General features: G+C 65.5%; 18 protein-coding genes. 7 read left to right on the top strand and 11 right to left on the bottom strand.

Annotation, left to right across the window (positions count from 1 at the left end):
- Positions 1 to 132 precede the first annotated feature (132 nt).
- The 3 genes from lysS to ACZLHH_RS10670 all read left to right on the top strand — a co-directional run bounded on the left by lysS (position 133) and on the right by ACZLHH_RS10670 (position 5,714).
- Positions 133 to 1,644 carry a lysine--tRNA ligase gene (lysS, locus tag ACZLHH_RS10660; RefSeq protein ID WP_032129833.1) on the top strand — a complete coding sequence of 504 codons (1,512 nt, stop codon included), beginning with the start codon at positions 133 to 135 and terminating at the stop codon, positions 1,642 to 1,644.
- Positions 1,645 to 1,849: 205 nt separating this feature from the next.
- The gene (gene rpfG, locus ACZLHH_RS10665) at positions 1,850 to 2,989 is read left to right on the top strand and encodes a cyclic di-GMP phosphodiesterase response regulator RpfG (protein ID WP_006364528.1); all 1,140 of its coding nucleotides are present in this window, start codon (positions 1,850 to 1,852) and stop codon (positions 2,987 to 2,989) included.
- 1 nt (position 2,990) lies between these two features.
- Positions 2,991 to 5,714 carry a response regulator gene (locus tag ACZLHH_RS10670; protein WP_149909280.1) on the top strand — a complete coding sequence of 908 codons (2,724 nt, stop codon included), beginning with the start codon at positions 2,991 to 2,993 and terminating at the stop codon, positions 5,712 to 5,714.
- A 12-nt stretch (positions 5,715 to 5,726) separates the two neighbouring features.
- Here ACZLHH_RS10670 and rpfF read toward each other — a convergent pair whose 3' ends face one another.
- From rpfF to betI, 5 genes are all read right to left on the bottom strand, one after another.
- The gene (rpfF, locus tag ACZLHH_RS10675; RefSeq protein ID WP_012480080.1) at positions 5,727 to 6,596 is read right to left on the bottom strand and encodes a diffusible signal factor synthase RpfF; all 870 of its coding nucleotides are present in this window, start codon (positions 6,594 to 6,596) and stop codon (positions 5,727 to 5,729) included.
- A 199-nt stretch (positions 6,597 to 6,795) separates the two neighbouring features.
- Complete coding sequence (locus tag ACZLHH_RS10680; protein ID WP_149909281.1) at positions 6,796 to 8,472, bottom strand: long-chain fatty acid--CoA ligase; 1,677 nt, start codon at positions 8,470 to 8,472, stop codon at positions 6,796 to 6,798.
- 222 nt (positions 8,473 to 8,694) lie between these two features.
- On the bottom strand, positions 8,695 to 10,377 hold the full coding sequence (betA, locus tag ACZLHH_RS10685; RefSeq protein ID WP_049429885.1) for a choline dehydrogenase: 1,683 nt from the start codon (positions 10,375 to 10,377) through the stop codon (positions 8,695 to 8,697).
- A gap of 101 nt (positions 10,378 to 10,478) precedes the next feature.
- A complete protein-coding gene (gene betB, locus ACZLHH_RS10690) occupies positions 10,479 to 11,951 on the bottom strand; it encodes a betaine-aldehyde dehydrogenase (protein ID WP_149909282.1) in 1,473 nt (490 codons plus the stop codon).
- 38 nt (positions 11,952 to 11,989) lie between these two features.
- Positions 11,990 to 12,580, bottom strand: coding sequence for a transcriptional regulator BetI (gene betI, locus ACZLHH_RS10695; protein WP_005409501.1), 591 nt, complete (start codon positions 12,578 to 12,580; stop codon positions 11,990 to 11,992).
- A gap of 170 nt (positions 12,581 to 12,750) precedes the next feature.
- Here betI and ACZLHH_RS10700 point away from each other — a divergent pair, with 170 nt between their 5' ends.
- Positions 12,751 to 14,301, top strand: a complete 1,551-nt coding sequence (locus ACZLHH_RS10700; RefSeq protein ID WP_032129837.1) for a BCCT family transporter — start codon at positions 12,751 to 12,753, stop codon at positions 14,299 to 14,301.
- A 110-nt stretch (positions 14,302 to 14,411) separates the two neighbouring features.
- Here ACZLHH_RS10700 and acnA read toward each other — a convergent pair whose 3' ends face one another.
- Positions 14,412 to 17,165 carry an aconitate hydratase AcnA gene (acnA, locus tag ACZLHH_RS10705; protein ID WP_149909283.1) on the bottom strand — a complete coding sequence of 918 codons (2,754 nt, stop codon included), beginning with the start codon at positions 17,163 to 17,165 and terminating at the stop codon, positions 14,412 to 14,414.
- 302 nt (positions 17,166 to 17,467) lie between these two features.
- Here acnA and ACZLHH_RS10710 point away from each other — a divergent pair, with 302 nt between their 5' ends.
- Genes ACZLHH_RS10710 through acnB form a run of 3 tightly spaced genes read left to right on the top strand, consistent with a single transcriptional unit; the run spans position 17,468 to position 20,729 of the window.
- Positions 17,468 to 17,692 carry an AbrB/MazE/SpoVT family DNA-binding domain-containing protein gene (locus ACZLHH_RS10710; protein WP_005409505.1) on the top strand — a complete coding sequence of 75 codons (225 nt, stop codon included), beginning with the start codon at positions 17,468 to 17,470 and terminating at the stop codon, positions 17,690 to 17,692.
- A 6-nt stretch (positions 17,693 to 17,698) separates the two neighbouring features.
- Positions 17,699 to 18,097 carry a type II toxin-antitoxin system VapC family toxin gene (locus ACZLHH_RS10715; protein WP_008267153.1) on the top strand — a complete coding sequence of 133 codons (399 nt, stop codon included), beginning with the start codon at positions 17,699 to 17,701 and terminating at the stop codon, positions 18,095 to 18,097.
- 40 nt (positions 18,098 to 18,137) lie between these two features.
- A complete protein-coding gene (acnB, locus tag ACZLHH_RS10720) occupies positions 18,138 to 20,729 on the top strand; it encodes a bifunctional aconitate hydratase 2/2-methylisocitrate dehydratase (protein ID WP_149909284.1) in 2,592 nt (863 codons plus the stop codon).
- A 144-nt stretch (positions 20,730 to 20,873) separates the two neighbouring features.
- On the opposite strand, the gene ACZLHH_RS10725 is transcribed toward acnB, so the two are convergent.
- From ACZLHH_RS10725 to ACZLHH_RS10745, 5 genes are all read right to left on the bottom strand, one after another.
- Positions 20,874 to 22,349 (bottom strand): XVIPCD domain-containing protein, encoded by a 1,476-nt coding sequence (locus tag ACZLHH_RS10725; RefSeq protein ID WP_180844037.1) that lies wholly within the window; start codon positions 22,347 to 22,349, stop codon positions 20,874 to 20,876.
- Entirely contained in the window at positions 22,346 to 22,984 is a 639-nt protein-coding gene (locus ACZLHH_RS10730; protein ID WP_071229331.1) for a hypothetical protein, read from the bottom strand. The genes ACZLHH_RS10725 and ACZLHH_RS10730 overlap by 4 nt, the downstream gene beginning before the upstream one ends.
- Before the next feature lie 414 nt (positions 22,985 to 23,398).
- Positions 23,399 to 24,472, bottom strand: coding sequence for a protein-glutamate methylesterase/protein-glutamine glutaminase (locus ACZLHH_RS10735; protein ID WP_107432708.1), 1,074 nt, complete (start codon positions 24,470 to 24,472; stop codon positions 23,399 to 23,401).
- Positions 24,469 to 25,065 (bottom strand): chemoreceptor glutamine deamidase CheD, encoded by a 597-nt coding sequence (gene cheD / locus ACZLHH_RS10740; RefSeq protein WP_008264676.1) that lies wholly within the window; start codon positions 25,063 to 25,065, stop codon positions 24,469 to 24,471. The genes ACZLHH_RS10735 and cheD overlap by 4 nt, the downstream gene beginning before the upstream one ends.
- A complete protein-coding gene (locus ACZLHH_RS10745; RefSeq protein ID WP_050509861.1) occupies positions 25,062 to 25,931 on the bottom strand; it encodes a CheR family methyltransferase in 870 nt (289 codons plus the stop codon). Before ACZLHH_RS10745 ends, cheD begins: the two co-directional genes overlap by 4 nt.
- Positions 25,932 to 25,953: the final 22 nt, after the last annotated feature.

The following is a 25,953-nucleotide window of genomic DNA, read 5'->3' on the forward strand; positions in this document are numbered from 1 at the left end:
AACCAAGGTTGGCGGCAACCGGGCAGCGGGCCGGGGCCCGGCCCAGGGCTGGGGCGGGGCGGTTTTGGTATGCTGGGCAACCGGCTGTGCCGGGCGCAACATCCCCCCTCACTACACGATTCCCGCAGATCCATGAGCGAAGCTACCGATACCCCCCCCGTTGACGAAAACAAGTTGATCGCCGAGCGCCGCGAGAAACTCAAAACGCTGCGTGGGCAGGGCATCGCGTACCCGAACGATTTCCGTCGCGAGGACTTCGCCGGCCGCCTGCAGGAAGAATTCGCCGACGCCGAGCAGTGGACCGCTGAGGCCCTGGAAGGCAACGGCCGCCAGGTGAAGATGGCGGGCCGCCTGATGGCCAAGCGCATCATGGGCAAGGCCAGTTTCGCGCAGATCCAGGACGAGTCCGGCCGCATCCAGCTGTTCCTGCAGGGCACGGTGCTGGGCGATGCCTACACCGCCTTCAAGGGCTGGGACGTGGGCGACATCATCGCCGTCGAAGGCGGCCTGACCCGTACCAAGACCGGCGAGCTGTCGGTCAAGGCCGAATCGATCCGCCTGCTGACCAAGTCGCTGCGCCCGCTGCCGGACAAGTGGCATGGCCTGGCCGACGTCGAGCAGCGCTACCGCCAGCGCTATGTCGACCTGATCGTGACCCCGGAGTCGCGCGCGGTGTTCATCAAGCGCTCGAAGATCATCCGCGCCATGCGCGCGTGGCTGGACAACCGCGACTTCCTCGAAGTCGAAACGCCGATGATGCATTACATCCCCGGCGGCGCGGCGGCCAAGCCGTTCACCACCCACCACAATGCGCTGGACTTGGACCTGTACCTGCGCGTGGCGCCGGAGCTGTACCTCAAGCGCCTGACCGTGGGTGGCCTGGAGCGCGTGTACGAGATCAACCGCAACTTCCGCAATGAAGGCGTCAGCACCCGCCACAACCCGGAATTCACCATGATGGAGCTGTACGAGGCCTATGCCACGTACAACGAGATCATGGACCTGACCGAAGGTGTGATCCGTGACGTGGCCACGACCGTCAACGGTTCCACCGAAGTGGAGTGGGACGGCGCGAAGATCGACCTGGGCCCGGCGTTCCGCCGCTGGCGCATGGACGAGGCTGTGCGCCACCACAACCCGGAAATCTCTGCTGCCGACTGCACCGACCGCGAGGCGCTGCTGCGCCATTGCGAGCGCTTGAAGATCCGCGTCAAGCCGTCCTACGGTTGGGGCAAGCTGCTGCTGGAGATCTTCGAGGCCACGGTCGAGCACACCCTGATCCAGCCGACCTTCATCACCGACCATCCGGTGGAGGTCTCGCCGCTGGCCCGTGCCAACGACAACGATCCGGGCTACACCGACCGCTTCGAGCTGTTCGTCAACGGCAAGGAGCTGGCCAATGGCTTCTCCGAGCTGAACGACCCGGAAGACCAGGCCCAGCGTTTCCAGGCCCAGGTAGCCGCGAAGGAAGGTGGCGACGACGAGGCCATGCACTACGACGCCGACTACATCCGTGCGCTGGAGTACGGCATGGCACCGACCGGCGGCCTCGGCATCGGCGTCGATCGCCTGGTGATGCTGCTGACTGGCAGCAGCTCGATCCGTGACGTGCTGCTGTTCCCGTACATGCGTCCGGAGCAGTAAGTCGTCTTTTTGACTCCTGTTTGTGCGCGCCGTCGCGAAATGAGACGGCGCGATTGACGCCTCCCGCACTCGGCGTATCGTTAATGCACTACCTTGACGTCTGTTGTGGCTTGATCGGCGCCAGGGGGAGTGCGCATTGTGGAGAGTCCGCTTCACAATGTGATGACGATCATGAACCGGGACGCATGACACGGGAGTCAGGCCGATGCAGGGTGCGAGCGTTCGCAGCGGCAGGGTATCCTCGCCTGCTGATGATCCAGCATGGTCGAGAAACCAGGCAGAGTACGCGTTGAACATCGTCATTGTTGACGACCAGACGTCCGCCCGGACGATGCTGCGTCACGTCATCGAAGATATCGCGCCGGAACTGAGCGTGTATGACTTCGGTGATCCGCTGACCGCATTGGCCTGGTGTGAGGCGCATCCGGTCGACCTGCTGCTGCTCGATTACCGCATGCCGGAAATGGACGGGCTGGAGTTCGCCCGCCGTTTCCGTCGCCTGCCCAAGCATCGCGACATTCCCGTGATCCTGATCACCGTGGTCGGCGACGAGCCGATCCGTCAGGCGGCGCTGGAAGCGGGGGTCATCGACTTCCTGGTCAAGCCCATCCGTCCGCGCGAACTGCGCGCGCGCTGCTACAACCTGTTGCAGCTGCGCCAGCAGACCGAGAACGTGAAGCAACGCGCGTTGTCGCTGGAGCAGCGCTTGCTGGCCAGCATGCACGAGGTCGAGGAACGCGAGCGTGAGACCCTGTCGCGGTTGGCGCGGGCGATCGAGTTCCGTGATGCCGGCACCAGTGCCTACCTTGAACGCATGGCGCGCGTGGCAGGGCTGATCGCCGAGCAGCTGGGCCTGCCCGAAGACGACGTGCGCCTGATCGAGATGGCCGCGCCGCTGCATGACATGGGCAAGATCGCCATTCCCGATGCAGTGCTGCTCAAGCAGGGCAAGCTCAACGACGAGGAGCTGGCGATCATGCGTCGGCACCCACGCATCGGCCATGAGCTGCTCAGTGGCAGCCAGAACCGCTTCATCCAGGTCGGCGCATTGATCGCGCTGCGCCACCACGAACGTTACGACGGCAGCGGCTACCCGGATGGGCTGGTCGGTGAGGCGATTCCGCTGGAAGCGCGCATCGTCGCCGTGGCCGACGTCTTCGACGCACTCATCTCACCCCGTCCGTACAAGGAAGCATGGACCATGGAAGCCACACTGGCCTATCTGTATGCCCAGCGTGGCCGCCTGTTCGATCCACGCTGCGTGGATGCGCTGATGCGCGGCCACCAGCAGTTGATGGATATCTGCGCCCAGCACTCGACGGCATCGACGCGACCGGGTGGGTGACATGCAGGACCTGTTCGCACGCGTGAGGCGTCGGCTGGCGCAGCGTCCGGATTCGGAACATGGCCAGGCGATCGTGCGGGTGGTGCTGATCTCGCTGATCCTGGTCTATGTGCTGCTGTCCGGTGCGCGCCTGCACCGTCTGGAGCAGTACCAGGGCGTGCTGGCGACGGTACTGACCGGATTGGGACTTTCGCTGCTGCTGTTCGGTTGGCTGCTGTGGAAGCCGGAGCGCTCCGATCCGCGGCGGGTGGCCGGAATGCTGGCCGATTACGGCCTGATCGCGGTCGGCATGATCCAGATGGGTGAGCCGCTGGCGTGGGTGTATGCGGTGGTGATGTGGGTCACGGTGGGCAACGGCCTGCGCTTCGGGCCGCGTTACCTGGCCGCTGCCATCGTGCTGGCGATGGTCAGTTTCGGCACCACCGTGCTGTTGACCCCTTACTGGCAGGCCAACCTGGGGCTGGCCATTTCCCTGTGGTTGGGGTTGCTGGCAGTACCGTTGTGCTGCTCTTCCCTGCTGCGCCGAAGGATGCGACATCCGACCATGGATACGACTCCCGCCGCTGGCTCCGACAAGCGCTCGCTGCTGGCACGCTTCAAGCAACGCCTGTCCGGGCGCGAGGACAGCGAGCACGCGCAGAACCTGATCCGCATCATCATCACGGCGCTGTTCATCAGCTATCTAGGCTGGCGCTCGCTGAGCGGCGGCGGTGAGGCACTTACTGCGACGTGGCTGATCCTCGCCTTCGAGCTGACCATTTCCGCCGGCCTGCTGACCGCGATCCTGGTCAATCCGGGTGTGTCGCATGTGCGCCGGGTGATCGGCATGCTGACCGACTACACCTGCATGGCCTGGATCATGACCATCCAGGGTGAGCCGGCGGCACCGCTGTATGCGGTGATGCTGTGGGTCACGATCGGCAACGGCATGCGCTACGGCAGCACCTACCTGCGCGTGGCCACGGCCATGGGCTGCCTGGCCTTCCTGTGCACGGTGATGCTGTCGCCGTACTGGCGCGGCCACGACTATCTGGGCTGGGGCCTGCTGCTGGGCCTGGGCGCGATTCCGCTGTACTTCGATTCGCTGCTGCATGCCTTGACCCGGGCGGTGGCAGAGGCGCGCCAGGCCAACGAAGCCAAGAGCCGTTTCCTGGCCAACATGAGCCATGAGTTCCGCACGCCGTTGAACGGGCTGGCCGGCATGACCGAAGTGCTGGCCACCACCCGCCTGGACGACGAACAGCGCGAGTGCCTGAACACCATCCAGGCCTCGACCCGCAGCCTGTTGGCGCTGGTGGAAGAGGTGCTGGACATCTCCGCGATCGAAGCCGGCAAGGTGCGCGTGGAGTGGCACGAGTTCGCGCTGGCCGACGTGCTGCAGGCGATCAACCTGATCCTGACCCCGCAGACCCGCTCCAAATCGCTGGACTATCGCGTGCAGGTGGATGACAACGTGCCGCCGCGCCTGCTGGGTGATGCCGGTCATCTGCAGCAGATCCTGCTCAATCTGATGGGTAACGCGGTCAAGTTCACCGACAGCGGCTACGTGCATCTGCGCGTGTCCAGCCCCGATGCGCTGGGCAGCGAGCGGATGCGCCTGCGATTCGAGATCGTCGATACCGGCATCGGCGTGCCGGTGGCGTTGCGCGGACGCCTGTTCAATGCCTTCGAGCAGGGCGATGTCGGCCTGGCCCGGCGCCATGAAGGCACCGGTCTGGGCACCGCCATTGCCAAGGGCCTGGTCGAGTCGATGGGCGGGCAGGTCGGCTATGCGCCGAACAGCCCGCGTGGCAGCGTGTTCTGGGTCGAGATCACGCTGGACGTCGCAGACACCTCATCAGCCCCGGCGGTTCCGTCCGAGGTGGCTGAAGCCGGCAATGTCATCGCGTTTTCCAACCCCTTCCTGCGCCATCGTGCACGGGTGCGGAGCCTGCGGGTTCTGGTCGCCGACGACCACGAGGCCAACCGCATGGTGCTGCAGCGGTTGCTGGAGAAGGCCGGCCACAAGGTCACCTGCGTCAATGGCGGCGCCGAAGTGCTCGACGCGTTGGAGCAGGCCAGTTACGACGCAGCGATCGTCGATCTGCACATGCCCGGCATGAGCGGACTGGACCTGCTCAAGCAGTTGCGGGTGATGCAGGCCAGTGGCATGCCTTACGTTCCGGTCATGGTGCTGAGCGCAGACGTCACCCCCGAGTCCATCCTGCGTTGCGAGCAGGCCGGTGCCCGCGCCTTCCTTGCCAAGCCCGTGGTGGCCACCCGTCTGCTGGAAGTGCTGGCCGATGTCGCCGCCAACACCCGCGCCGAACCCGGCATCCAGTCGGTGCCTGCATTGCCGGTTGGCGATGGCGTGCTCGATACCGCGGTGCTGGACGAGCTGGCGTCGCTGGGCATGGGCGATGGCTTCGAACGCAAGTTCATCGACCAGTGCCTGGCGGACGTCGACGCGAGCATGGGCCAGCTCCAAGGCTGCGGCGAGCGCCAGGCCTGGGAGGATTTCCGCGAGCACGCCCACGCGCTGCGCGGCGTGGCAAGCAACCTGGGGCTTGTCCAGGTTGCCGCCTCCAGTGGCGAAATCATGCGCATGGCGGACTGGCAGCTGAAGGGTGAATGGAGCTCCCGCCTCAGCAACCTGGCGACCGCTCTGCGCAACGGCAGGAATGCGTTGGCTGCCCGTAGTGCGGGGGCACCGCACCGCGACGACAGCGAGCGCAGCCCGTCCTGACCCGCCAGACGATCAGGCCGGGTCGCCATTGCGCCGGGCCTGCGCCCGTACCAGCCGATCCATGGTGCGCAGGGACTTCTCGCCGAGCTGCATCGCAGTGTCTACCCAGATCTCGGTGATCCGCATCATTTCATGCAGCGGCACCATGGTGGCGATCTCGTTGACCTCACGCATCGCCGCCCAGGCGTGCGGGATGCGTCGGCTTTCCTTGATCACCTGTTCGACTGCGGCAACACCTTCGCCCACCGGCACCACGATGTCGACCAGGCCCATTTCCTTCAGCTGGCTGGCGGTGTAGAGGTTGCCTTCCAGCATGATCTTCTCCGCCAGCCGCGGACTGATCCGCTGGCACAGGAAGGAGTAGGCGCCCATGCCGGGGAACAGGTCGAACAGCACCTCCGGCAGGCCCATCAACACGCCTTCCTCGGCGACGATGGTGTGGCAGCTCAGTGCGGCCTCGAAGCCGCCCCCCAGTGCATTGCCCTGGACCAGGGCGATGCTGTGGGCACGGGTGCCCAGGCCGGCATGGAAGGCATGCACGCCGCGCACGCAGCGCTGGGCATAGTCGAGCAGGCGGGCACGGTCGCCCTCGCGGATCAGGCGGCAGAACAGTTCGAGATCGCCACCCAGGTTGAACACGTCGCTGTCCGAGGCAAGAACGACATGGGGTGACAGAGCGTGCGAGGCGCTGAGGCGATCGCCCAGTTCGCGCTGGTAGTCGACGATGTCATCGACCAGACGCGAGGCGAAGCACGGCCGGCCCGGCTGGTTGACCAGGTTGGCGTGCATGTGGATCCAGTAGACATCCCGCTCGGGTTCTTCGGTGATACGCAGGGTAGGGTGCTGCGAGGGACGGGTGATGATGGGGCGTACTGCGGACATGGGAGTTCTCCGTGTGACCGTCCGGCCAACCGCAGAGCGGACGGAGAGGAGTGAGGGGGCGGGCTGAACGTGCGGCGGCGACTGATTCTATGCACCCGTCGTGAACCGCCCGCAAGCGCTGTACCGGCCATGTTCCGGCAATAAAAAGACCCCGCCGTCTCCGGCGGGGTCCCTGTACTCTCCCGTTGCCCGGAAACCCTTACTGGGCGGGCGTATCACGCAGCTCGCGACGGAGAATCTTGCCGACGTTGGTCTTCGGCAGCTCCTTTCGGAATTCTACGATTCTGGGGTGCTTGTAACCGGTCAGGTTTGCCCGCGCATGTTCCTTGACCATTTCCGCGGTCAGGTTCGGGTCCTTCTTCACGATGACGACCTTGACCACTTCGCCGGACTTTTCGTCCGGGACACCGACGGCGGCGACTTCCAGCACGCCCGGCATCATCGCGATGACGTCTTCGACCTCATTCGGGTACACGTTGAAGCCGGACACCAGGATCATGTCCTTCTTGCGGTCGACGATGTAGAAGAAGCCCTGTTCGTCCATCTTCGCCATGTCGCCGGTGTGCAGCCAGCCGTCCGCATCGATGGCGGTGGCGGTTTCTTCCGGACGCTGCCAGTAGCCCTTCATCACCTGCGGGCCCTTGATGCACAGCTCGCCCACTTCGCCCAGCGCCAGGATGTTGCCGTTGTCGTCCTTGATGCAGGCATCGGTGGACGGGATCGGCAGGCCGATGGCACCGTTGTACTCGGGCAGGGTGAGCGGATTGATACAGGCCGCGGGGGAGGTTTCGGTCAGGCCATAGGCCTCGACCAGGGTCACCCCGGTGGTCTTCTTCCAGCGTTCGGCCACGGCGCGCTGCACCGCCATGCCGCCACCCAGGGTGAACTTGACCGAAGAGAAGTCGATCTCGTCGAAGCCCGGGGTGTTGAGCAGGCCGTTGAACAGCGTGTTGACGCCGGTGATGGCAGTGAAGCGGGTGCCCTTGAGCTCCTTGACGAAGCCCTTCATGTCGCGTGGGTTGGTGATCAGGTGGTTGCAGCCACCGAACTTCATGAAGACCAGCCCGTTCGCGGTCAACGCGAAGATGTGGTACAGCGGCAGGGCAGTGATGATCACTTCCTTGCCCGGCTCGATGCCCGAGGTGGACAGCCACGCCGACGCCTGCTGCATGTTGGCGATCAGGTTGCGGTTGGTCAGCATCGCACCCTTGGCCACGCCGGTGGTCCCGCCGGTGTACTGCAGGAAGGCAATGTCGTCGTGGTCGATCTCGACCGCCGGAAGCGCGTGGCGGCTGCCCAGCTTGAGCGCCTGCTTGAAGCGGACGGCGCCCTTGATGTGGTAGTTGGGCACCATCTTCTTGATGTACTTCAGCACGAAGTTGACGATCGCGCCCTTGGCGCCGAGCAGGTCGCCCAGGCCGGTGGTGACCACGTGCTTGACCGGCGTATCGGCGATGACCTGTTCGACGGTGTCGCCGAAGTTGTCGACCACCACCAGGGCGCTGACGCCGGCATCAACCAGCTGGTGCTTGAGTTCGCGCGCGGTGTACAGCGGGTTGACGTTGACCACGGTCAGGCCGGCGCGCAGCACGCCGAAGGTGGCCACCGGGTACTGCAGGCAGTTGGGCATCATCAGGGCGACGCGGTCACCCTTCTTGAGCTTGAGCTCACCCAGCAGGTAGGCGGCGAACTGGGTGACCAGCGCGTCCGTCTCACCATAGGTGAGGACCTTGCCGAAGCTGGAGTAGGCGGGACGGTCGCGGAATTTCGCGACGGAAGCGTCGAAGACCGAGGCGACCGAATGGAATTCGTTGACGTCGATTTCGGCGGGAACGCCTTTCGGATAGCTCTGCAGCCAGGGACGATCCAGACTCATATTCCCCCTCCAGGAATCGTGATGTATTAGGTTCCGGCCCTGAGCGTATCGACAACGGCCGGTCATTGCAGCATACCCCGCCGTAGGGAAAACGCGAAGAGGCCCCGAAGGGCCTCTTTGCTTGGTGGTGCCGGCCGTTGGCCGGCATCTGCGCTCGATCGGGATTCCGGTGGATGCCGGCCAGCGGCCGGCACTACCGTGGCCCCAAGCGGGGCGCTTGCGTCAGCCCTGCTTGCGTACCGGTGCGCCGTTGGCTTTGTAGTACGGCGCGGTGCTGCGGGCCAGGGGAGTGCGGCCACGGATCACGTCGGCCAGCTTCTCGGCCATCATGATGGTCGGCGCGTTGAGGTTGCCGGTCACCACCTGCGGCATGATCGAGGCATCGACGATGCGCAGGCCTTCCAGCCCGTGCACGCGGCCCTGGCCGTCGACCACCGCCATCGGGTCATCGGCATGGCCCATCTTGTTCGAGCACGACGGGTGGTAGGCGGTCTCGGCATGCTCGCGGACGAACGCATCGATCTGCGCATCGGTCTGCAGTGCGCTGCCCGGCGAGATCTCGCGGCCGCTGTACGGAGCCAGTGCCGGCTGCGCGAAGATCTCGCGGGTGATGCGGATCGCCGCGCGGAACTCGCGCCAGTCCTGGTCGTGCGACATGTAGTTGAACAGGATGCTCGGATGTTCGCGCGGATCCTTCGAACGCACGTGGATGCGGCCGCGGCTGGGCGAGCGCATCGAACCGACGTGCATCTGGAAGCTGTGCGCCTTGATCGGGTTGGAGCCGTTGTAATTGATCGCCACCGGCAGGAAGTGGTACTGCAGGTTCGGCCAGTCGAACTCGGCGTCGCTGCGGATGAAGCCACCGGCCTCGAACTGGTTGCTGGCGCCGATGCCGGTGCCCAGGAACAGCCACTCGGCACCGATGGCCGGCTGGTTGTACAGCTTCAGAGCCGGGGCCAGCGAGACGGGCTTCTTGCACTCGTATTGCAGGTACATCTCCAGGTGATCCTGCAGGTTGGCGCCGACGCCCGGCAGGTGGTGCACCAGGTCGATGTCGAGGCTGCGCAGCAGGTCGGCAGGGCCGACGCCCGAGCGCTGCAGGATCTGCGGCGAGGCGATGGCGCCGCCACACAGCAGCACTTCGCGGCGGGCGGTGGCACGCTGCGGCTGGTCGTTGTGCAGCCACTGCACGCCCACCGCACGCTTGCCCGAGAACAGGATGCGGTCGGTCAGCGCGTGGGTGACGATGGTCAGGTTCGGGCGCGGCTTGGCCAGGTCCAGGTAGCCGCGGGCGGTGCTGGAACGACGGCCCTTCGGGGTCACCGTGCGGTCCATCGGGCCGAAGCCTTCCTGCTGGTAGCCGTTGAGGTCGTCGGTGCGCGGGTAGCCGGCCTGCACGCCGGCCTCGACCATCGCAGCGAACAGTTCGTTGTTGCCGGCCTTCGGCGTGGTCACGCGCAGCGGGCCGTCGCCACCGTGGTAGTCATTGGGGCCGATGTCGCGGGTTTCGGCCTTGCGGAAGTACGGCAGGCAGTCCAGGTAGGTCCAGTCTTCCAGGCCCGGCATGCTGGCCCAGTTGTCATAGTCCATCGCGTTGCCGCGGATGTAGCACATGCCGTTGATCAGCGACGAGCCGCCCAGGCCCTTGCCGCGGCCGCAGTCCATGCGGCGGTTGTTCATGAAGGGCTCGGGATCGGTCTTGTACGCCCAGTTGTAGCGCTTGCCCTGCAGCGGGAAGGCCAGTGCCGCCGGCATCTGGGTACGGAAGTCGAGCCGGTAGTCCGGGCCACCGGCTTCCAGCAGCAGCACGCTGACATCGGCATCTTCGGTGAGGCGGGTGGCCAGCACGTTGCCGGCCGAACCGGCGCCGATGATGATGTAGTCGTACTCGTTGTGGGTGCTCATGGGTGTCTCCTGCAGGCCGGGGCGCGCTGCATGCAGGCGTCCCGGCGGAATGTCGGATCGGCGCGGTGGCCGGACGAGGGTGCGCGCTCGGGGCGCGCCGGTCAGAACACGCTGGCGTAGTCGCCCAGTTCCACCTGCACCGACTTGATGCGGGTGTAGTGGCCGAGGGTGGAGATGCCGTTCTCGCGGCCGACGCCGGATTCCTTGTAGCCACCGACCGGCATTTCGGCCGGCGACTCCCCCCACGTATTGATCCAGCAGATGCCGGCTTCCAGGCGGTGGATGATGCGGTGGGCGCGGCTGATGTCCTTGCTGACCACGCCGGCGGCCAGACCGAAGGTGGTGTCGTTGGCGCGACGCACCACTTCGTCTTCGTCGTCGTAGGCGAGGATGCTCATGACCGGCCCGAAGATCTCTTCCTTGACGATGGTCATGTCATCGCGGCAGTCGGAGAACACGGTCGGCAGAACGTAGGCGCCATTGGCCAGCGCGCCTTCGGTGGCACGGCCACCGCCGGTCAGCAGGCGGGCGCCTTCGGCCTTGCCGCTTTCGATGTAGCGCAGCACGTTTTCCATGTGCGGGAAGCTGGTCAGCGGGCCGAAGTTGGTTTCGGCGGCCATCGGGTCGCCGATGCGGATGCGCTTGACGCGCTCGACAACGGCGGCCTCGAACGCGGCGAGCATGCTGCGCGGCACGAACACGCGGGTGCCGTTGGTGCAGACCTGGCCGGAACTGAAGAAGTTGGCCATCACCGCGATGTCGGCGGCGCGGTCCAGGTCGGCGTCATCGCAGATCACCAGCGGCGACTTGCCGCCCAGCTCCATGGTCACTTCCTTCAGCGACGAGGATGCGGCGCTGGCCATGACCTTCTTGCCGGTGGCGACGCCGCCGGTGAAGGAGATCTTCTCGATCACCGGGTGCTCGGTCAGCCACTGGCCGATCTCGCGGCCCGGGCCCTGCACGACATTGAACACGCCGGCCGGCACACCGGCTTCGGTGTAGATCTCGGCCAGGCGGATCGCGGTCAGCGGGGTCACTTCGGACGGCTTGAACACCATCGCGTTGCCGGCGGCCAGGGCCGGGGCCGACTTCCACATGGCGATCTGGATCGGGTAGTTCCAGGCGCCGATGCCGGCGACCACGCCCAGCGGCTCGCGGCGGGTGTAGAAGAAGCTCGATTCGCGCAGCGGCAGCTGGATGCCTTCGATGGCGGTGGCCAGGCCGGCGTAGTACTCGACCACGTCGGCGCCGGTGACGATGTCCACGGTGGTGGTTTCGGCCAGCGCCTTGCCGGTGTCCAGGGTTTCCAGGTGCGCCAGTTCGTCGTTGCGCTCGCGCAGGATCTCGACGGCGCGGCGCAGGATGCGCGAACGCTCCATGGCAGTCATCGCGGCCCACACCTTCTGGCCTTCGGCCGCGCTCTGCACGGCGCGTTCGACGTCGGCCTGGCTGGCGACCTGCACTTCAGCGATCACGTCACCGGTGGCCGGGTTCACGGTCCTGAAGGTCTTGCCGCTGCTGGCATCGACGCGCTGGCCGTGGATGTAGAGCTGTTGGACGGGCAGGGTGGTCATGGGGCGTACTCCTTGGAAGGGGGCGGGTGCTGAAGCGCTTATAGCGCGACAGCCTGCAACTGGAAGTCGATGTAGCCGTAAGCGATGCGCCGGGACTTCTCGGCGTTGAACTGGCCGCCGACCAGGCTGCCGCGCAGCCACAGGCCGTCGATCATCGCGGCCAGGCCACGGGCGGCCAGGCGGGCCTGCGGGTGGGGCAGCAGGCGGTTGAACTGGTGGCACAGGTTGGAGAACAGGCGCTGGTCGTTGGCGCGCTGCAGCCGGGCCAGTTCCGGCTGGTGCATGCTGGCGGCCCAGAAGGTCAGCCAGACGCGCATCGCGGTGCCGTTGATCTGGCTGTCGTCGAAGTTGCCGTCGACGATGGCGCGCAGCTGCTCGCGCGGGTCGTCGCTGGCGTCGGCGCGGTAGCGGGCGACCGCGTCCTTCAGCTCGCGCAGGATCTGCCGCATTGCAGCATTGAGCAGGCCGTCCTTGTCGCCGAAGTAGTGGGCGACGATGCCGCTGGACAGCCCTGCCTTCTTCGCGATGGTGGCGACGGTCGCATCGGCCATGCCGATCTCGTCGATGGTCTGGAAAGTGGCCCGGATCAGCTGTTCGCGCCGTACCGGTTCCACGCCTTTCTTCGGCATTGTCTCTCCACGGATTGCGACCCGAAGGATCGGGCTGCCCGCCATTATGCTTTTTATTGATTGAACGTTCAATCAATAAACCCTAGGATGCGCTCGCGCCCCACGCCATGGGCCCGGTTTACCGGTCCGGCCCCGCCCATGTGCCCCCTCGGACTTGATGAGACGACCCCATGTCTTCCCTGGCTCATCCCAAGCGTTCGCCCCTGCGCTTGAACCGTTTTGTCTTCTTCAGCTCTTCGGTGTCGATCGGCATCCTCGGGCTGCTCACCGTTCTTTATCCCGAAAGCAGCGAGCACTGGCTGCAGTGGGCGCAGGCCGAAGTCTCGGCGGCGTTCGGCTGGTGGTACATGCTGCTGATCGTGCTGTGCCTGGGCTTCGTGCTGTGGCTGGCGTTCTCACCGTATGGCCGCATCCGCCTGGGCCACAACGAGGAATCACCGGCCTTCGGTTACGTGGCCTGGGTGTCGATGCTGTTCTCGGCCGGCATCGGCATCGCGCTGCTGTACTACGGCGCCTACGAGCCGCTGGACCACTTCCTCAATCCGCCCGGGCAGCCCGGCGGTACCGTGGCCGCCGGCCGCGAGGCGATGGTGCTGACCTTCCTGCACTGGGGCCTGCACGGCTGGGCGCTGTACGCGCTGGTCGGCGTGGCGCTGGGCTATTTCGCCTACCGCCGCGACCTGCCGCTGGCGCTGCGCTCGGCGCTGTACCCGATCTTCGGTGAGCGCATCCATGGCCGCATCGGCGACATGGTCGATGGCTTCGGCATCCTTGCCACGCTGATCTCGATGGTGACCAACCTCGGCATCGGCGCGCTGGTGGTGCAGTCCGGCCTGGTCTACCTGTTCCACATTCCGGATACGCCGCAGGTGCTGGTGGCAATCGTGCTGGTGATGATGGTGGTGGCCACCATCGGCGTGGTGGCGGGTGTGGAGAAGGGCATTGCTTGGCTCTCCAACCTCAACGTGCGCCTGCTGTGCGGCCTGCTGCTGTTCGTGCTGGTCACCGGCCCGACCCTGCACCTGTTCGATGGTCTGATCCAGAACACCGGCGATTATCTCGGCGCATTCGTGCGCAAGAGCTTCGACATGTACCTCAACGACCCGAAGGGCCGTGAGTGGATGGGCTCGTGGACGCTGTTCTACTGGGCGTGGTGGATCGCCTGGGCGCCGTTCGTCGGTCTTTTCGTGGCGCGCATCTCGCGTGGCCGCACCATCCGTGAAGTGATCATGGGCGTGCTGCTGATCCCGCTCGGCTTCACCCTGGCGTGGCTGTCGATCTTCGGCAACACCGCCATCGACCTGGTGCTCAACCACGGCCAGGCGATTCTGGGTGACGTGGCCCAGCACGATGCGGCGATGACGCTGTTCAAGCTGCTGGAGTACCTGCCCGCCGCGCCGTACGTGGCCGGCGCTGCCGTGGTGATCGGCTTCGTGTTGTTCCTGACCCCGGTCGACTCGGGCACGCTGATGATCGCCAACCTGTGTACCCGCCGGGTCGACGACGGCGTGGAGGATGGCCACGACGCGCCGATCTGGCTGCGCGTGTTCTGGGCGGCCGGCATCACCGTGGCCAGCGTCGGCCTGCTGCTGGCCGGCAACTTCAGTGCGATGCAGACCGCGGTGGTGCTGTGCGGCCTGCCGTTCTCGTTCACCCTGGCGTTCTACATGTGGGGCCTGCTGAAGGCGCTGCGCACCGACCCGGACGCACCGCGGCGATAGGTAGCGCCGGGCCATGCCCGGCGAACGCCAAAGCAAAGGGCCGGATCTGTGAGGATCCGGCCCTTTGCGTTTGCTTCCGGGATCCGCCGGGCATGGCCCGGCGCTACCGGTTACTTGCTGGCCAACTGGCGCAGTACGTACTGCAGCAGGCCGCCATGACGGAAGTACTCGACTTCCTTCGGGGTCAGCAGCATCACCGAGACTTCGAAGGTCTTCTTGGTGCCGTCGGCCTTGGTCGCGGTGACGGTGGCACGCTTGCTGGCACCGTCCTGCAGGCCGGTGATGTCGATCACTTCCGAACCGTCCAGGCCCAGGCTCTGTGCGTTCTCGCCGTTGCGGAACTGCAGCGGCAGCACGCCCATGCCGACCAGGTTGGAGCGGTGGATGCGCTCGAAGCTCTCGGCGATGACCGCCTTCACCCCCAGCAGCAGGGTGCCCTTTGCCGCCCAGTCACGCGACGAGCCGGTGCCGTATTCCTTGCCGGCCAGCACCACCAGCGGCACCTTGTCGGCCTTGTACTTCATGGCTGCATCGTAGATCGCCAGCTTTTCCGGCTGGCCGCCAGCGGCCGGGTAGTACAGGGTGTTGCCACCTTCCTCGCCACCGAACATCAGGTTCTTGATGCGGATGTTGGCGAACGTGCCGCGGACCATCACGTCATCGTTGCCGCGGCGGCTGCCGTAGCTGTTGAAGTCGGCCGGCTGCACGCCGCGTTCCCGCAGGAAGCGGCCTGCCGGCGAGTCCTTCTTGATGTTGCCGGCCGGGGAGATGTGGTCGGTGGTGATCGAATCACCGAACAGGCCCATCACGCGTGCACCGTGCACATCGTCGATGCTGCCGGTCTGCATGGTCATGCCATCGAAGTACGGCGGGTTCTTGATGTAGGTGGAGGCATCGCTCCACTCGTACAGGTTGCCGTCCGGCGAAGCGATGGTGTTCCAGCGGGTATCACCCTTGAACACATCGGCGTAGTTCTGCTTGAACATCTCCGGGCCGATGGTGACAGCGATGACGTCGCCGATTTCCTTGTTGCTCGGCCAGATGTCGCGCAGGAACACCGGCTGGCCATCGCTGCCGGTACCCAGCGGCTGGGTGGTCAGGTCGATGTCGGTGGTGCCGGCGATGGCGTAGGCCACCACCAGTGGCGGGCTGGCCAGGTAGTTCATCTTCACTTCGGGGTGCACGCGGCCCTCGAAGTTGCGGTTGCCGGACAGCACCGAGGTCACCACCAGGTCGCCGGTGGCGATGCCGGCGCTGACTTCGGTCGGCAGCGGGCCGGAGTTGCCGATGCAGGTGGTGCAGCCGTAGCCGACCACGTAGAAGCCGATCTTCTCCAGCTCCTTCAGTACGCCGGCCTTTTCAAGGTAATCGGTGACCACGCGGGAGCCTGGGCCGAGCGAGGTCTTCACCCACGGCTGGCGGTTCAGGCCCTTGGCGGCCGCGTTGCGGGCCAGCAGGCCGGCGCCGATCATCACCGCCGGGTTGGAGGTGTTGGTGCACGAGGTGATGGCCGCGATGACCACCGCGCCGTCCTTCAGGCGGACCTTGCGGCCTTCGGTTTCGATGTCGGCGTAGCCCTTGGCCAGCTGCTCGTTGCCGACCGCGGCACCGCCGCCTTCGTTGACGAACGAGGAGACATCGTCGCTGCGCTTGTCACGGTTGGCGGTCATGCCGACCAGGGCTTCGCGGTAGTTCTTCTGCACGTCTTCCAGCAGCACGCGGTCCTGCGGACGCTTCGGGCCGGCCAGCGACGGCTTCACCGTGCCCATGTCCAGTTCCAGCGTGGTGCTGTACTGCGCGTGCGGGCTGCCCGGTTCGTGCCACAGGCCCTGCGCCTTGGCATAGGCTTCGACCAGATCGATCTGCTCTTCGCTGCGGCCGGACAGGCGCAGGTAGTTCAGCGACTCGGCGTCGATCGGGAAGATGCCGCAGGTGGCGCCGTATTCCGGCGCCATGTTGCCGATGGTGGCACGGTCGGCCAGCGGCAGGTGCTGCAGGCCGTCACCGTAGAACTCGACGAACTTGCCGACCACGCCCAGCTTGCGCAGCATCTGGGTGACGGTCAGCACCAGGTCGGTGGCGGTGGCGCCCTCGGGCAGCTTGCCGGTCAGCTTGAAGCCGACCACCTGCGGGATCAGCATCGACGACGGCTGGCCGAGCATGGCCGCCTCCGCTTCGATGCCGCCCACGCCCCAGCCCAGCACGCCGATGCCGTTGATCATGGTGGTGTGGCTGTCGGTACCGAACACGGTATCAGGGTAGGCGACCGCCTTGCCGTCCTTGTCCGCCGTCATCACCACGCGGGCCAGGTTCTCCAGGTTCACCTGGTGGACGATGCCGGTGTTCGGCGGCACTACCTTGAAGTTATCGAAGGCCTTCTGGCCCCAGCGCAGGAAGCCGTAGCGTTCCTGGTTGCGCTGGAATTCGATCTTGCCGTTGAGGTCCAGTGCGTCCGGCTTGCCGAACACATCGACCTGCACCGAGTGGTCGATGACCAGTTCGGAGGGAATCTGCGGGTTGATCTGCTCAGGCGAGCCGCCGAGCTTGACCACCGCGTCGCGCATCGCGGCGAGGTCGACCACGCAGGGCACGCCGGTGAAGTCCTGCAGGACCACGCGCGCCGGCATGAAGGCGATTTCGGTGTCCGGCTCGGCCGCCGGGTTCCAGCGGGCCACGGCTTCGATGTGGTCCTTGCCGACGGTGATGCCGCCGTCCTCGTGCCGGAGCAGGTTCTCCAGCAGGATCTTCATCGAGTAGGGCAGGTGGGAGATATCGAAGCGCTGGCCCAGCGTGGGCAGGCTGAAGTAGTCGTAGGTCTTGCCGCCGACGTTCAGCTGGCTGCGGGTGGAGAACGAATCGCTCATGCGGGGTAACTCCTTCTTGCGGATGGCTTGCAGTGGCCCGCGCATGGGCGGACCTGCTTGCGGTCGCCGCGGGCCTGACGGCCCCGGTGGTTCCAGTATGAACCCGAAACTGAATGGATTCACCCGGGCCGGGTTCCGGCCTGCGGCATCGGTTCCAGACTACAGGGGAAGGTGTATGGCGTATGTCACGTTTGTGGCCGATCCTTTGCGAGGCAAGGGCTGGCGGGGTGCCGGTCCTGTTCAGGGTGGAAGTATGCCCGGGGAAGTATGTATAATTTGTGCATACTCTGGAGGGCCTACTGATGGAAGCCACTGTTGCAGAACGCGGACAGATCACCCTGCCCAAGGCGGTGCGTGATGCCCTCGGCCTGACCAAGGGCACGCTGCTGAAGGTCGAGCTGGACGGCAGCCGCATCATCCTGCGCAAGAGTGTTGACGATGCCATTTCACGGGCGCGCGGCAAGTTCGCGCTGGACGGTTTCGAATCGTCCGACGCAGCGGTACGTGCGGTGCGTGACGAGGAATAAGCCGTGATGATCGCCGTCGACTCTCCGGTGCTGGTCGAGCTGCTCAGCAATGGCCCGCAGGCCGATGCCGTGGAAGCCATCCTCAGGCAGAGCCTGGTCGGTGGCCGCGTGGTGGTCTGCGGCGCGACCCTGGCCGAGGTCTGCGCATCGCTGCGTGGCGGTGCCGAGGTGCTCGAAGCGCTGGAAGAAATGGGCGTGCACTTCAACCCGATGGAAGCCAAGTCGGCGCTGCGCGCCGGCGAGATGCACCGCCGCCACCGCCAGCGCAGCGGCAGCCGCCGCAGCCTGGACGAATTCATGGTCGGCGCCCACGCACTGCTGCAGTGCGATGGCCTGATCACCTGGAACGACACGTTTTACCGCGACTACTTCAAGGGCCTGAAGCTGATCGTGCCGCAAGCCTGAGCCCACTTTTTTTCAACCTACGCATTACCCGGGAGTTGTCATGTTGGAAGCCTACCGCCACCACGTCGCCGAGCGCGCTGCGCTTGGCATCCCGCCGCTGCCGCTGAGCGCGCAGCAGACGGCCGATGTCATCGAACTGCTGAAGAACCCGCCGCAGGGCGAGGCCGAGTTTCTGCTCGACCTGCTGACCCACCGCGTGCCGGCCGGCGTCGATGACGCGGCCAAGGTCAAGGCCTCGTACCTGGCGGCGATCGCCCTGGGCAGCGAGCAGAACCCGCTGATCAGCCGTGAGCGCGCCACCGAACTGCTGGGCACCATGCTCGGCGGTTACAACGTCGCCCCGCTGGTGCAGCTGCTGGACGATGCCAGCGTCGGCACCATCGCCGCCAACGGTCTGAAGAAGACCCTGCTGGTGTTTGATGCCTTCCACGATGTGCAGGAAAAGGCCAAGGCCGGCAACGCCAACGCCCAGGCCGTGCTGCAGAGCTGGGCCGACGCCGAGTGGTTCACCAGCAATCCGGAAGTGCCGCAGAGCCTGACCGTCACCGTGTTCAAGGTGCCGGGCGAAACCAACACCGACGACCTGTCGCCGGCACCGGACGCGACCACCCGCCCGGACATCCCGATGCACGCCCTGGCGATGCTGAAGAACAAGCGCGACGACGCGCCGTTCACCCCTGAAGAAGACGGCAAGCGCGGCCCGATCCAGCAGATCCTCGACCTGAAGGACAAGGGCCACCTGGTCGCCTACGTCGGCGACGTGGTCGGCACCGGTTCCTCGCGCAAGTCGGCCACCAACAGCGTGCTGTGGTGGACCGGCGATGACATTCCGTTCATCCCGAACAAGCGCGCCGGTGGCGTCTGCCTGGGTTCGAAGATCGCCCCGATCTTCTACAACACCATGGAAGATGCCGGTGCACTGCCGATCGAGCTGGACGTGTCGAAGATGGAGCACGGCGATGTGGTCGAGCTGCGTCCGTACGAAGGCAAGGCGCTGAAGAACGGTGAAGTGATCGCCGAGTTCCAGGTCAAGTCCGAAGTGCTGTTCGACGAAGTGCGCGCCGGTGGCCGCATTCCGCTGATCATCGGCCGAGGCCTGACCGGCAAGGCGCGCGAAGCGCTGGGCCTGGCCCCGACCGATCTGTTCCGCCTGCCGGTGCAGCCGGTCGATACCGGCAAGGGCTTCTCGCTGGCGCAGAAGATGGTTGGCCGCGCCTGTGGCCTGCCGGAAGGCCAGGGCATGCGCCCGGGCACCTACTGCGAACCGAAGATGACCTCGGTCGGCTCGCAGGACACCACCGGACCGATGACCCGCGACGAGCTGAAGGACCTGGCCTGCCTGGGCTTCTCGGCCGATCTGGTGATGCAGTCGTTCTGCCACACCGCCGCTTACCCGAAGCCGGTGGACGTGAAGACCCACCACACTCTGCCAGAGTTCATCTCCACCCGTGGCGGCGTCTCGCTGCGTCCGGGCGACGGCGTGATCCACAGCTGGCTCAACCGCATGCTGCTGCCGGACACCGTCGGTACCGGTGGTGACTCGCACACCCGTTTCCCGGTGGGCATTTCGTTCCCGGCCGGTTCGGGCCTGGTCGCCTTCGCCGCTGCCACCGGCGTGATGCCGCTGGACATGCCGGAGTCGGTGCTGGTGCGCTTCAAGGGCAAGATGCAGCCGGGCGTGACCCTGCGTGACCTGGTCAACGCGATCCCGCTGTACGCGATCAAGTCGGGCCTGCTGACCGTGGCCAAGGCTGGCAAGAAGAACATCTTCTCCGGCCGCATCCTGGAAATCGAAGGCCTGCCGGAACTGAAGGTCGAACAGGCGTTCGAACTGTCCGACGCCTCGGCCGAGCGTTCGGCGGCCGGCTGCTCGGTGCGCCTGAACAAGGAGCCGATCATCGAGTACCTCAACAGCAACATCACCCTGCTGAAGTGGATGATTGCCGAGGGTTACCAGGATCCGCGTTCGCTGCAGCGCCGTATCGAGAAGATGGAAGCGTGGCTGGCCAACCCGGAGCTGCTGGAGCCGGATGCCGATGCCGAATACGCTGCCGTCATCGAGATCGACCTGGCCGACATCCACGAGCCGATCGTGGCCTGCCCGAACGACCCGGACGACGTGAAGACCCTGTCCGAAGTGGCCGGCGCCAAGATCGACGAAGTGTTCATCGGTTCGTGCATGACCAACATCGGTCACTTCCGCGCCGCTGCCAAGCTGCTGGAAGGCAAGCGTGACCTGCCGACCCGCCTGTGGGTGGCCCCGCCGACCAAGATGGATGCCTCGGAGCTGACCAAGGAAGGCGTGTACGGCACCTTCGGCGCCACCGGTGCACGCATGGAAATGCCGGGCTGCTCGCTGTGCATGGGCAACCAGGCGCAGATCCGCGAAGGCTCCACCGCGATGTCGACCTCGACCCGCAACTTCCCGAACCGCCTGGGCCGCAACACCAACGTGTACCTGGGTTCGGCGGAACTGGCGGCGATCTGCTCGCGTCTGGGCCGCATCCCGACCAAGGACGAGTACATGGCGGACATCGGCGTGATCAACGCCAATGGTGCGGAGATCTACCGCTACATGAACTTCGACCAGATCGAGGAATACCAGGACGTGGCCAAGACGGTCGCCGCCTGATGCGGTAACTGAAAACCCCCGGCTCGCGCCGGGGGTTTTTTTGTGAGCGGATGACGCATGGTAGTGCCGGCCGCTGGCCGACAACCCGTTGAAACGAAGAACCTCTGGTGAAAGCCGGGTTTTTATTGTGCCCGGCCAGGTGGCCTAGCCCATGCGCATCGCGGTTCGGGTCTGCTCCTGGGCGTGGTCTTGCTGACCGACCTGCTGTGCCTGCGCAATCTGTTCGGCCTTGGCGATCGACTGCTCTACCGGCGTATTGATTGCCTCGCTGATCGGAACCGACGCCCGCAGGTGTGCCGGATTGCCCGGTGCTCCCTGCACAACGAACAGGCGAGGGCCCGAGTCATCGCTGGGTGGACTGCCCAGGACCACATGATCAACGCGTTCGAGGCCGCTGCTCTTGGCCGTCGCAAGCAGGCTGGCCGTCATGCGCTCACTGGTTTCATCGAAGCTGCGCCCGTGCCTGGCATCCACGGCGGATACACCATCGCGGATCTGCTGGTAGAGCACATGGTCTGGATGGCCTTCCTTCCTGGGATCCAAGCCTGCCTTGTCCAAGGTTGACTCAATGCTCTCCTGCAATGGACTCCTGGGAGAGAAGCCGGGATTGCCGAGAGAGGGCGAGCCCTTGTCGGTTGCATCCTGGGTCAGTTGCTCCCCCGGCCTGAGCGCATTCTGGGCCCGCTGCTCCGCTTCAGCCTCGCGGCGGGCATATGCACCGGCTTCCTCAATACCGCGCAGGTAATTGACCCCGTCGCGCAGCAGGCCAGGTCCGCCGCCGACCAGCACGGTCGCGCCTGCGCGCAACTGATGAACATCACTGCGGTAGTCGACAATCCGGCGCAGGTCTTCAGGATCTGTGATCCGGGCCTGGGGATTGTCCAGTACAGACTGCACCGGGCCCTTGTCGGTCACGCGATCAAGGAAATGAACCAATCGATGGGAGTCGCCCAGCTGGACCGCCACCGCGGCGGACATGACATGGCCGCTTTTCATCCCAGGTGTTCCAAGCGAGGCGATGCGCTGGCCGTGCTCGGCGTTGCGCAGGACCTCCAGTTCCCTGGGCTGCGCATACATCTCGACCTTGCCGTAATGAGGACCGCCCGCACTGACCAGGTCGCCTGCCATCACATGGTTGGTGAAGGGCGCCGCGTTGGCCGGCTGGCCCTCAGGAAGGCGATACGCCAGCCCGGCAGCACCGTAAGGATTGAATGCGTCGCCGGGGAGGTTGTAGTGGTGTGCAGTGATCTGGGCGAGCGCGCCGCCCAGCGAGTGGCCGGTGACGTACACCGGACCATACCCATTCTCTTTAGCCAGATCGATCGCCTGCTTGGTCAGTGCGAGGGCATCACCGAGTTGTGCGTTGACTCTTGCGGTGACCATCGCAGCGTCGATGCCGCCGTCAATCAGAGGCTGGCGATCAAACTCGGTACCGCGATGGGTGACGATTACTTCTTTGGATTCGAGATTATGGTAAATGACGCCTTGGTAGCCGGTGGCGGAGTTTAGGCTGGCCAATACACGATATTCCGTCCCGGCAATGGTAACAATGGCCTTGGGCGCAGGGAGCGGATCCTTGTAGACATGATCTGAGAGGGCTGCATTTGCTCCAGGATTCATTGGGCTGTTCCTTCAGTCCGTGTGGAGATTTCGATTGGGAAGTAATCCTTTCGCTTATCTTGAGGCATCTTCTCGTACCAAGTCGAAGGCTCGGTAGGCGTCCACTCTGGCGATCCCCCTGAAGTCATGGGGCGTAAGGCGCGATGTACGTAGGTAGTAGCGAGTTTCTCGGTTTCAAGCTTTGTGAATGAAGTCCATGCGGTTGCTTGGATAGGGCGATCATCGATGATGAAGGCGAATGAAGCTTCCACGAGCACGGGTGTCCAAGTGCACGGGCCGCGACCGTAATAGTCGGCAACTTCCATGCCATCGTTGAATACAACACTGCTGAATTCAGTGGCACTGAGGCGCTGTGCCTGAAGCTCAACCTTGTGCTGGTTCGGCTCGTACTGCACCCCCTCCCAATTGTTGACCGGAGGGAGACAGAGTGGGTCTATCTCATACGTGACGAAGACCGAAGGAACGGGGACATCCACGGGTGCATCATGGACCCGAATCACAATCGGCAGCGCATCCTTTGGCGCCGGATTCTCGCGATAGACCGGGTATGAGCGTTCCTTGTTGCAGCCCGGAACGGCCATTGTGATCGAGGCGATCAACCAAACGTGAGCAAGGGTCGGGAGAACTTTCAGCATGAGCGGTCCATGTCGCTGCAGGATTTTCCTTGATCCCTGGAACATGCGGTCTCATCACGAACGACGGCGCCCCATCCGGGCAAATGCGACAGGTTGCGCAGTGGGTATTGCCCGTTACCCGGACCTCCCTCCCTGCGTACCCGAGCAGCGCGGCCTTGCGGGGTAACGTTCATCGGCGTTCCATTGCTGTGCGATACCTGACTATACGACCCGCTCCAGCCGCGCTCCAAGTCGGTGTCCTGCGGGCCTCCCGTTTGGCGCGCATGGCTTGCGGCAGGGTCCAGCCTCGAGCAGCGCCGTTGAAACATCAATGGTCGAAGGTGCTGCCGGCGGATCGGCAATTGCGCCTGACGTCTCTTGGAGGTGTCCAGCAGGGTGCAGAGCCGAGCGTGGGCTCGGCTCTGCAGGGGCCTGTCAGCCGCGGGCGAGGGCCAGCAACCGCTCGGCAATCCGCTCCAGCGGCACCTGCTCTTCGGCAGCGCCGAGCTTGAACGCGGCACCGGGCATGCCCCAGACCACACTGGTGGCCTCGTCCTGCACCAGCGTCGGGGCGCCGGCCTGGCGCATCTCCAGCAGGCCACGGGCGCCGTCATCGCCCATGCCGGTGAGAATGGCGCCGATGGCGTTGCCGCCGGCGTTCTGCGCGACCGAGCGGAACAGCACGTCCACCGCGGGCTTGTGCCGGTTCACTGCCGGGCCGTCGTCGACCCGGCAGCGCCAGCGTGCACCGTCGCGGATGATGCGCAGGTGCTTGCCACCCGGTGGCAGGTAGGCGTGGCCGGGCAGCACCGCTTCGCCGTCGCTGGCCTCGCGTACGGCCATTGCCGAGTGCCGGTCCAGGCGTTCGGCGAAGGCGCTGCTGAAGCTGGCCGGCAGATGCTGGGTCATCACCACGGCCGGGCCGTCGGCGGGCATGCCTTCCAGCACTACACGCAGGGCCTCGGTGCCACCGGCCGACGAGCCGATCGCGATCAGGCGGTCGGTGGTACGGAACTGCGGAGCAGCGGGGCGCATCGCAGGCGCGGCGTCCAGCAGGAGTTTCGGTGCGGCGGCGCGCACCAGCGGGCGGACGCGCGAGCGCGCCGCCATCTTGACCTTGGCGATGATCTCGTCGGCGTAGGCCTGCAGGCCGCGCGCCACGTCCAGCTTTGGCTTGGACACGAAATCCACCGCACCCAACGCCAGCGCCTGCAGCGTGGTGTCGGCGCCGCGTTCGGTCAGCGAGGAGATCATCACCACCGGCAGCGGGTGCAGGCGCATCAGGTTTTCCAGGAACGCCAGCCCATCCATGCGCGGCATTTCCACGTCCAGGGTGATTACATCCGGGGCCAGGCGCTTGATCTTCTCGCGCGCCAGCAGCGGGTCGGCGGCGGTGCCGACCACATCGATGGACGGATCGCTGGACAGGATTTCCGTGAGCATCTGGCGCACCACGGCGGAGTCGTCGACGATCAGGACACGGCAGGGGGCGTTGCCGGTCAGGGTCATTCGAACAGCTCCACGCCGCCGGTGACCGGGGCCTTGGACAAGCGTGCACGCACCGCCGATTCGGTCGCGGCCACTTCGGCCTCATGGGCATGCGGCAGGCGCTGCACCACCACGCGGCCGGTATCGGCGAAGAACCAGATCTTGCGCGGATGGATGCCGCACAGATCCTCGGCAATGATCGGGATGTGCTCGGCCTGCAGGTACTGGCGCACGAACTCGGCGTTGCGCGTGCCGACCGGGTTGCTGGTGAAGCCCTTGAGGACGTTGGCGCCACCGAACACCTTGGCCTCGATGCGTTTGCGGTGCGCGCCGCGCTTGAGCATGTCGTTGATCAGCAGTTCCATCGCGTAGCTGCCGTAACGCGCGGGCGCGCCATCGCCGGCGTTGCCCTCGGGCAACAGGAAATGGTTCATGCCGCCGATCTTCAGCACCGGGTCGCGCAGGCAGGCCGCCACGCAGGAGCCCAGCGTGGTGGTCAGCGCAGTGGTGTCATCGACCACCAGGTACTGGGTCGGCAGCAGCTTGGCCGCAATGGTCTTGAAGCGCGCGTCCTGGTAACGCATCACATCATCGGTGCGCAGCGATGCGTTCATGCGCCGGCCTTTGCCGCACGGCGGTACAGAGTGCGCCCGCAGGGCTGGATCAGGTCGGCGGCGTGCAGGTAGTTCTCCGAGTGGCCGGTGTAGAGCAGGCCATCGTCGGACAGGTGCTGTACCAGCCGGCCGAGGATCGCGCGCTGGGTCGGCTTGTCGAAGTAGATCATCACGTTGCGGCAGAACAGTGCGTCGAACGGGCCGCCGACGTCGTAGCGCGGGGCAAGCAGGTTCAATGGGCGGAACTCGATCAGCTCGCGCAGCGCCGGCAGCACGCGGCACTGGCCCTCGTTGGGGCCGCTGCCGCGCTGGAAGTAGCGGCGGCGCAGATCCGGATCGAGGCTGGTGACGCGGTCGATGTTGTAGACGCCACGGCCGGCGGTGGCCAGCACCTGGGTATCGACGTCGGTGGCGATGATGCGTACCGGTGGCTTCAGGGTGCCGAAGGCTTCGCAGGCGGTGATCGCCATCGAGTAAGGCTCTTCGCCGGTGGAGGCGGCGCACGACCACAGCAGCAACGGTGTGCGGCTGGAGCGCTGCTGCAGCTCCTCGCGCAGCTTGTCGAAGTGGTGCGGCTCGCGGAAGAACGAGGTCAGGTTGGTGGTCAGCGCGTTGGTGAACGCCTGCCACTCGTCACCGTCTTCCTGCTCCAGATGGTCCAGATACTGCTGGAAGCTGCGCATGCCCAGCGTGCGCAGGCGGCGCGACAGGCGGCCATAGACCATGTCGCGCTTTGCCGGGGCAAGGGCAATGCCCACGCGCTGGTAGATCAGGTCGCAGACGCGGCGGAAATCACGGTCGGCGAACTCGAATTCGCGCGGGCCGGTGACGATGGGAGTAGGACTTTGCACGGGGGACGTGTCCATCGGCAGAGGCGGCGGCCGAAGC

The organism is Stenotrophomonas sp. 28608_Sma, assembly GCF_056486185.1.

Coding starts and splice junctions, on each gene's coding strand:
- cheD (WP_008264676.1), bottom strand. CDS start 25,065: ATGAACGCATCGCTGCGCACCGATGATGTGATGCGTTACCAGGACGCG.
- rpfF (WP_012480080.1), bottom strand. CDS start 6,596: ATGTCCGCAGTACGCCCCATCATCACCCGTCCCTCGCAGCACCCTACC.
- ACZLHH_RS10715 (WP_008267153.1), top strand. CDS start 17,699: ATGATCGCCGTCGACTCTCCGGTGCTGGTCGAGCTGCTCAGCAATGGC.
- ACZLHH_RS10725 (WP_180844037.1), bottom strand. CDS start 22,349: ATGAATCCTGGAGCAAATGCAGCCCTCTCAGATCATGTCTACAAGGAT.
- ACZLHH_RS10670 (WP_149909280.1), top strand. CDS start 2,991: ATGCAGGACCTGTTCGCACGCGTGAGGCGTCGGCTGGCGCAGCGTCCG.
- ACZLHH_RS10680 (WP_149909281.1), bottom strand. CDS start 8,472: ATGAGTCTGGATCGTCCCTGGCTGCAGAGCTATCCGAAAGGCGTTCCC.
- acnA (WP_149909283.1), bottom strand. CDS start 17,165: ATGAGCGATTCGTTCTCCACCCGCAGCCAGCTGAACGTCGGCGGCAAG.
- ACZLHH_RS10710 (WP_005409505.1), top strand. CDS start 17,468: ATGGAAGCCACTGTTGCAGAACGCGGACAGATCACCCTGCCCAAGGCG.
- betB (WP_149909282.1), bottom strand. CDS start 11,951: ATGACCACCCTGCCCGTCCAACAGCTCTACATCCACGGCCAGCGCGTC.
- acnB (WP_149909284.1), top strand. CDS start 18,138: ATGTTGGAAGCCTACCGCCACCACGTCGCCGAGCGCGCTGCGCTTGGC.
- betI (WP_005409501.1), bottom strand. CDS start 12,580: ATGCCGAAGAAAGGCGTGGAACCGGTACGGCGCGAACAGCTGATCCGG.
- betA (WP_049429885.1), bottom strand. CDS start 10,377: ATGAGCACCCACAACGAGTACGACTACATCATCATCGGCGCCGGTTCG.
- rpfG (WP_006364528.1), top strand. CDS start 1,850: ATGCAGGGTGCGAGCGTTCGCAGCGGCAGGGTATCCTCGCCTGCTGAT.
- ACZLHH_RS10700 (WP_032129837.1), top strand. CDS start 12,751: ATGTCTTCCCTGGCTCATCCCAAGCGTTCGCCCCTGCGCTTGAACCGT.
- ACZLHH_RS10735 (WP_107432708.1), bottom strand. CDS start 24,472: ATGACCCTGACCGGCAACGCCCCCTGCCGTGTCCTGATCGTCGACGAC.
- ACZLHH_RS10745 (WP_050509861.1), bottom strand. CDS start 25,931: ATGGACACGTCCCCCGTGCAAAGTCCTACTCCCATCGTCACCGGCCCG.
- lysS (WP_032129833.1), top strand. CDS start 133: ATGAGCGAAGCTACCGATACCCCCCCCGTTGACGAAAACAAGTTGATC.
- ACZLHH_RS10730 (WP_071229331.1), bottom strand. CDS start 22,984: ATGCTGAAAGTTCTCCCGACCCTTGCTCACGTTTGGTTGATCGCCTCG.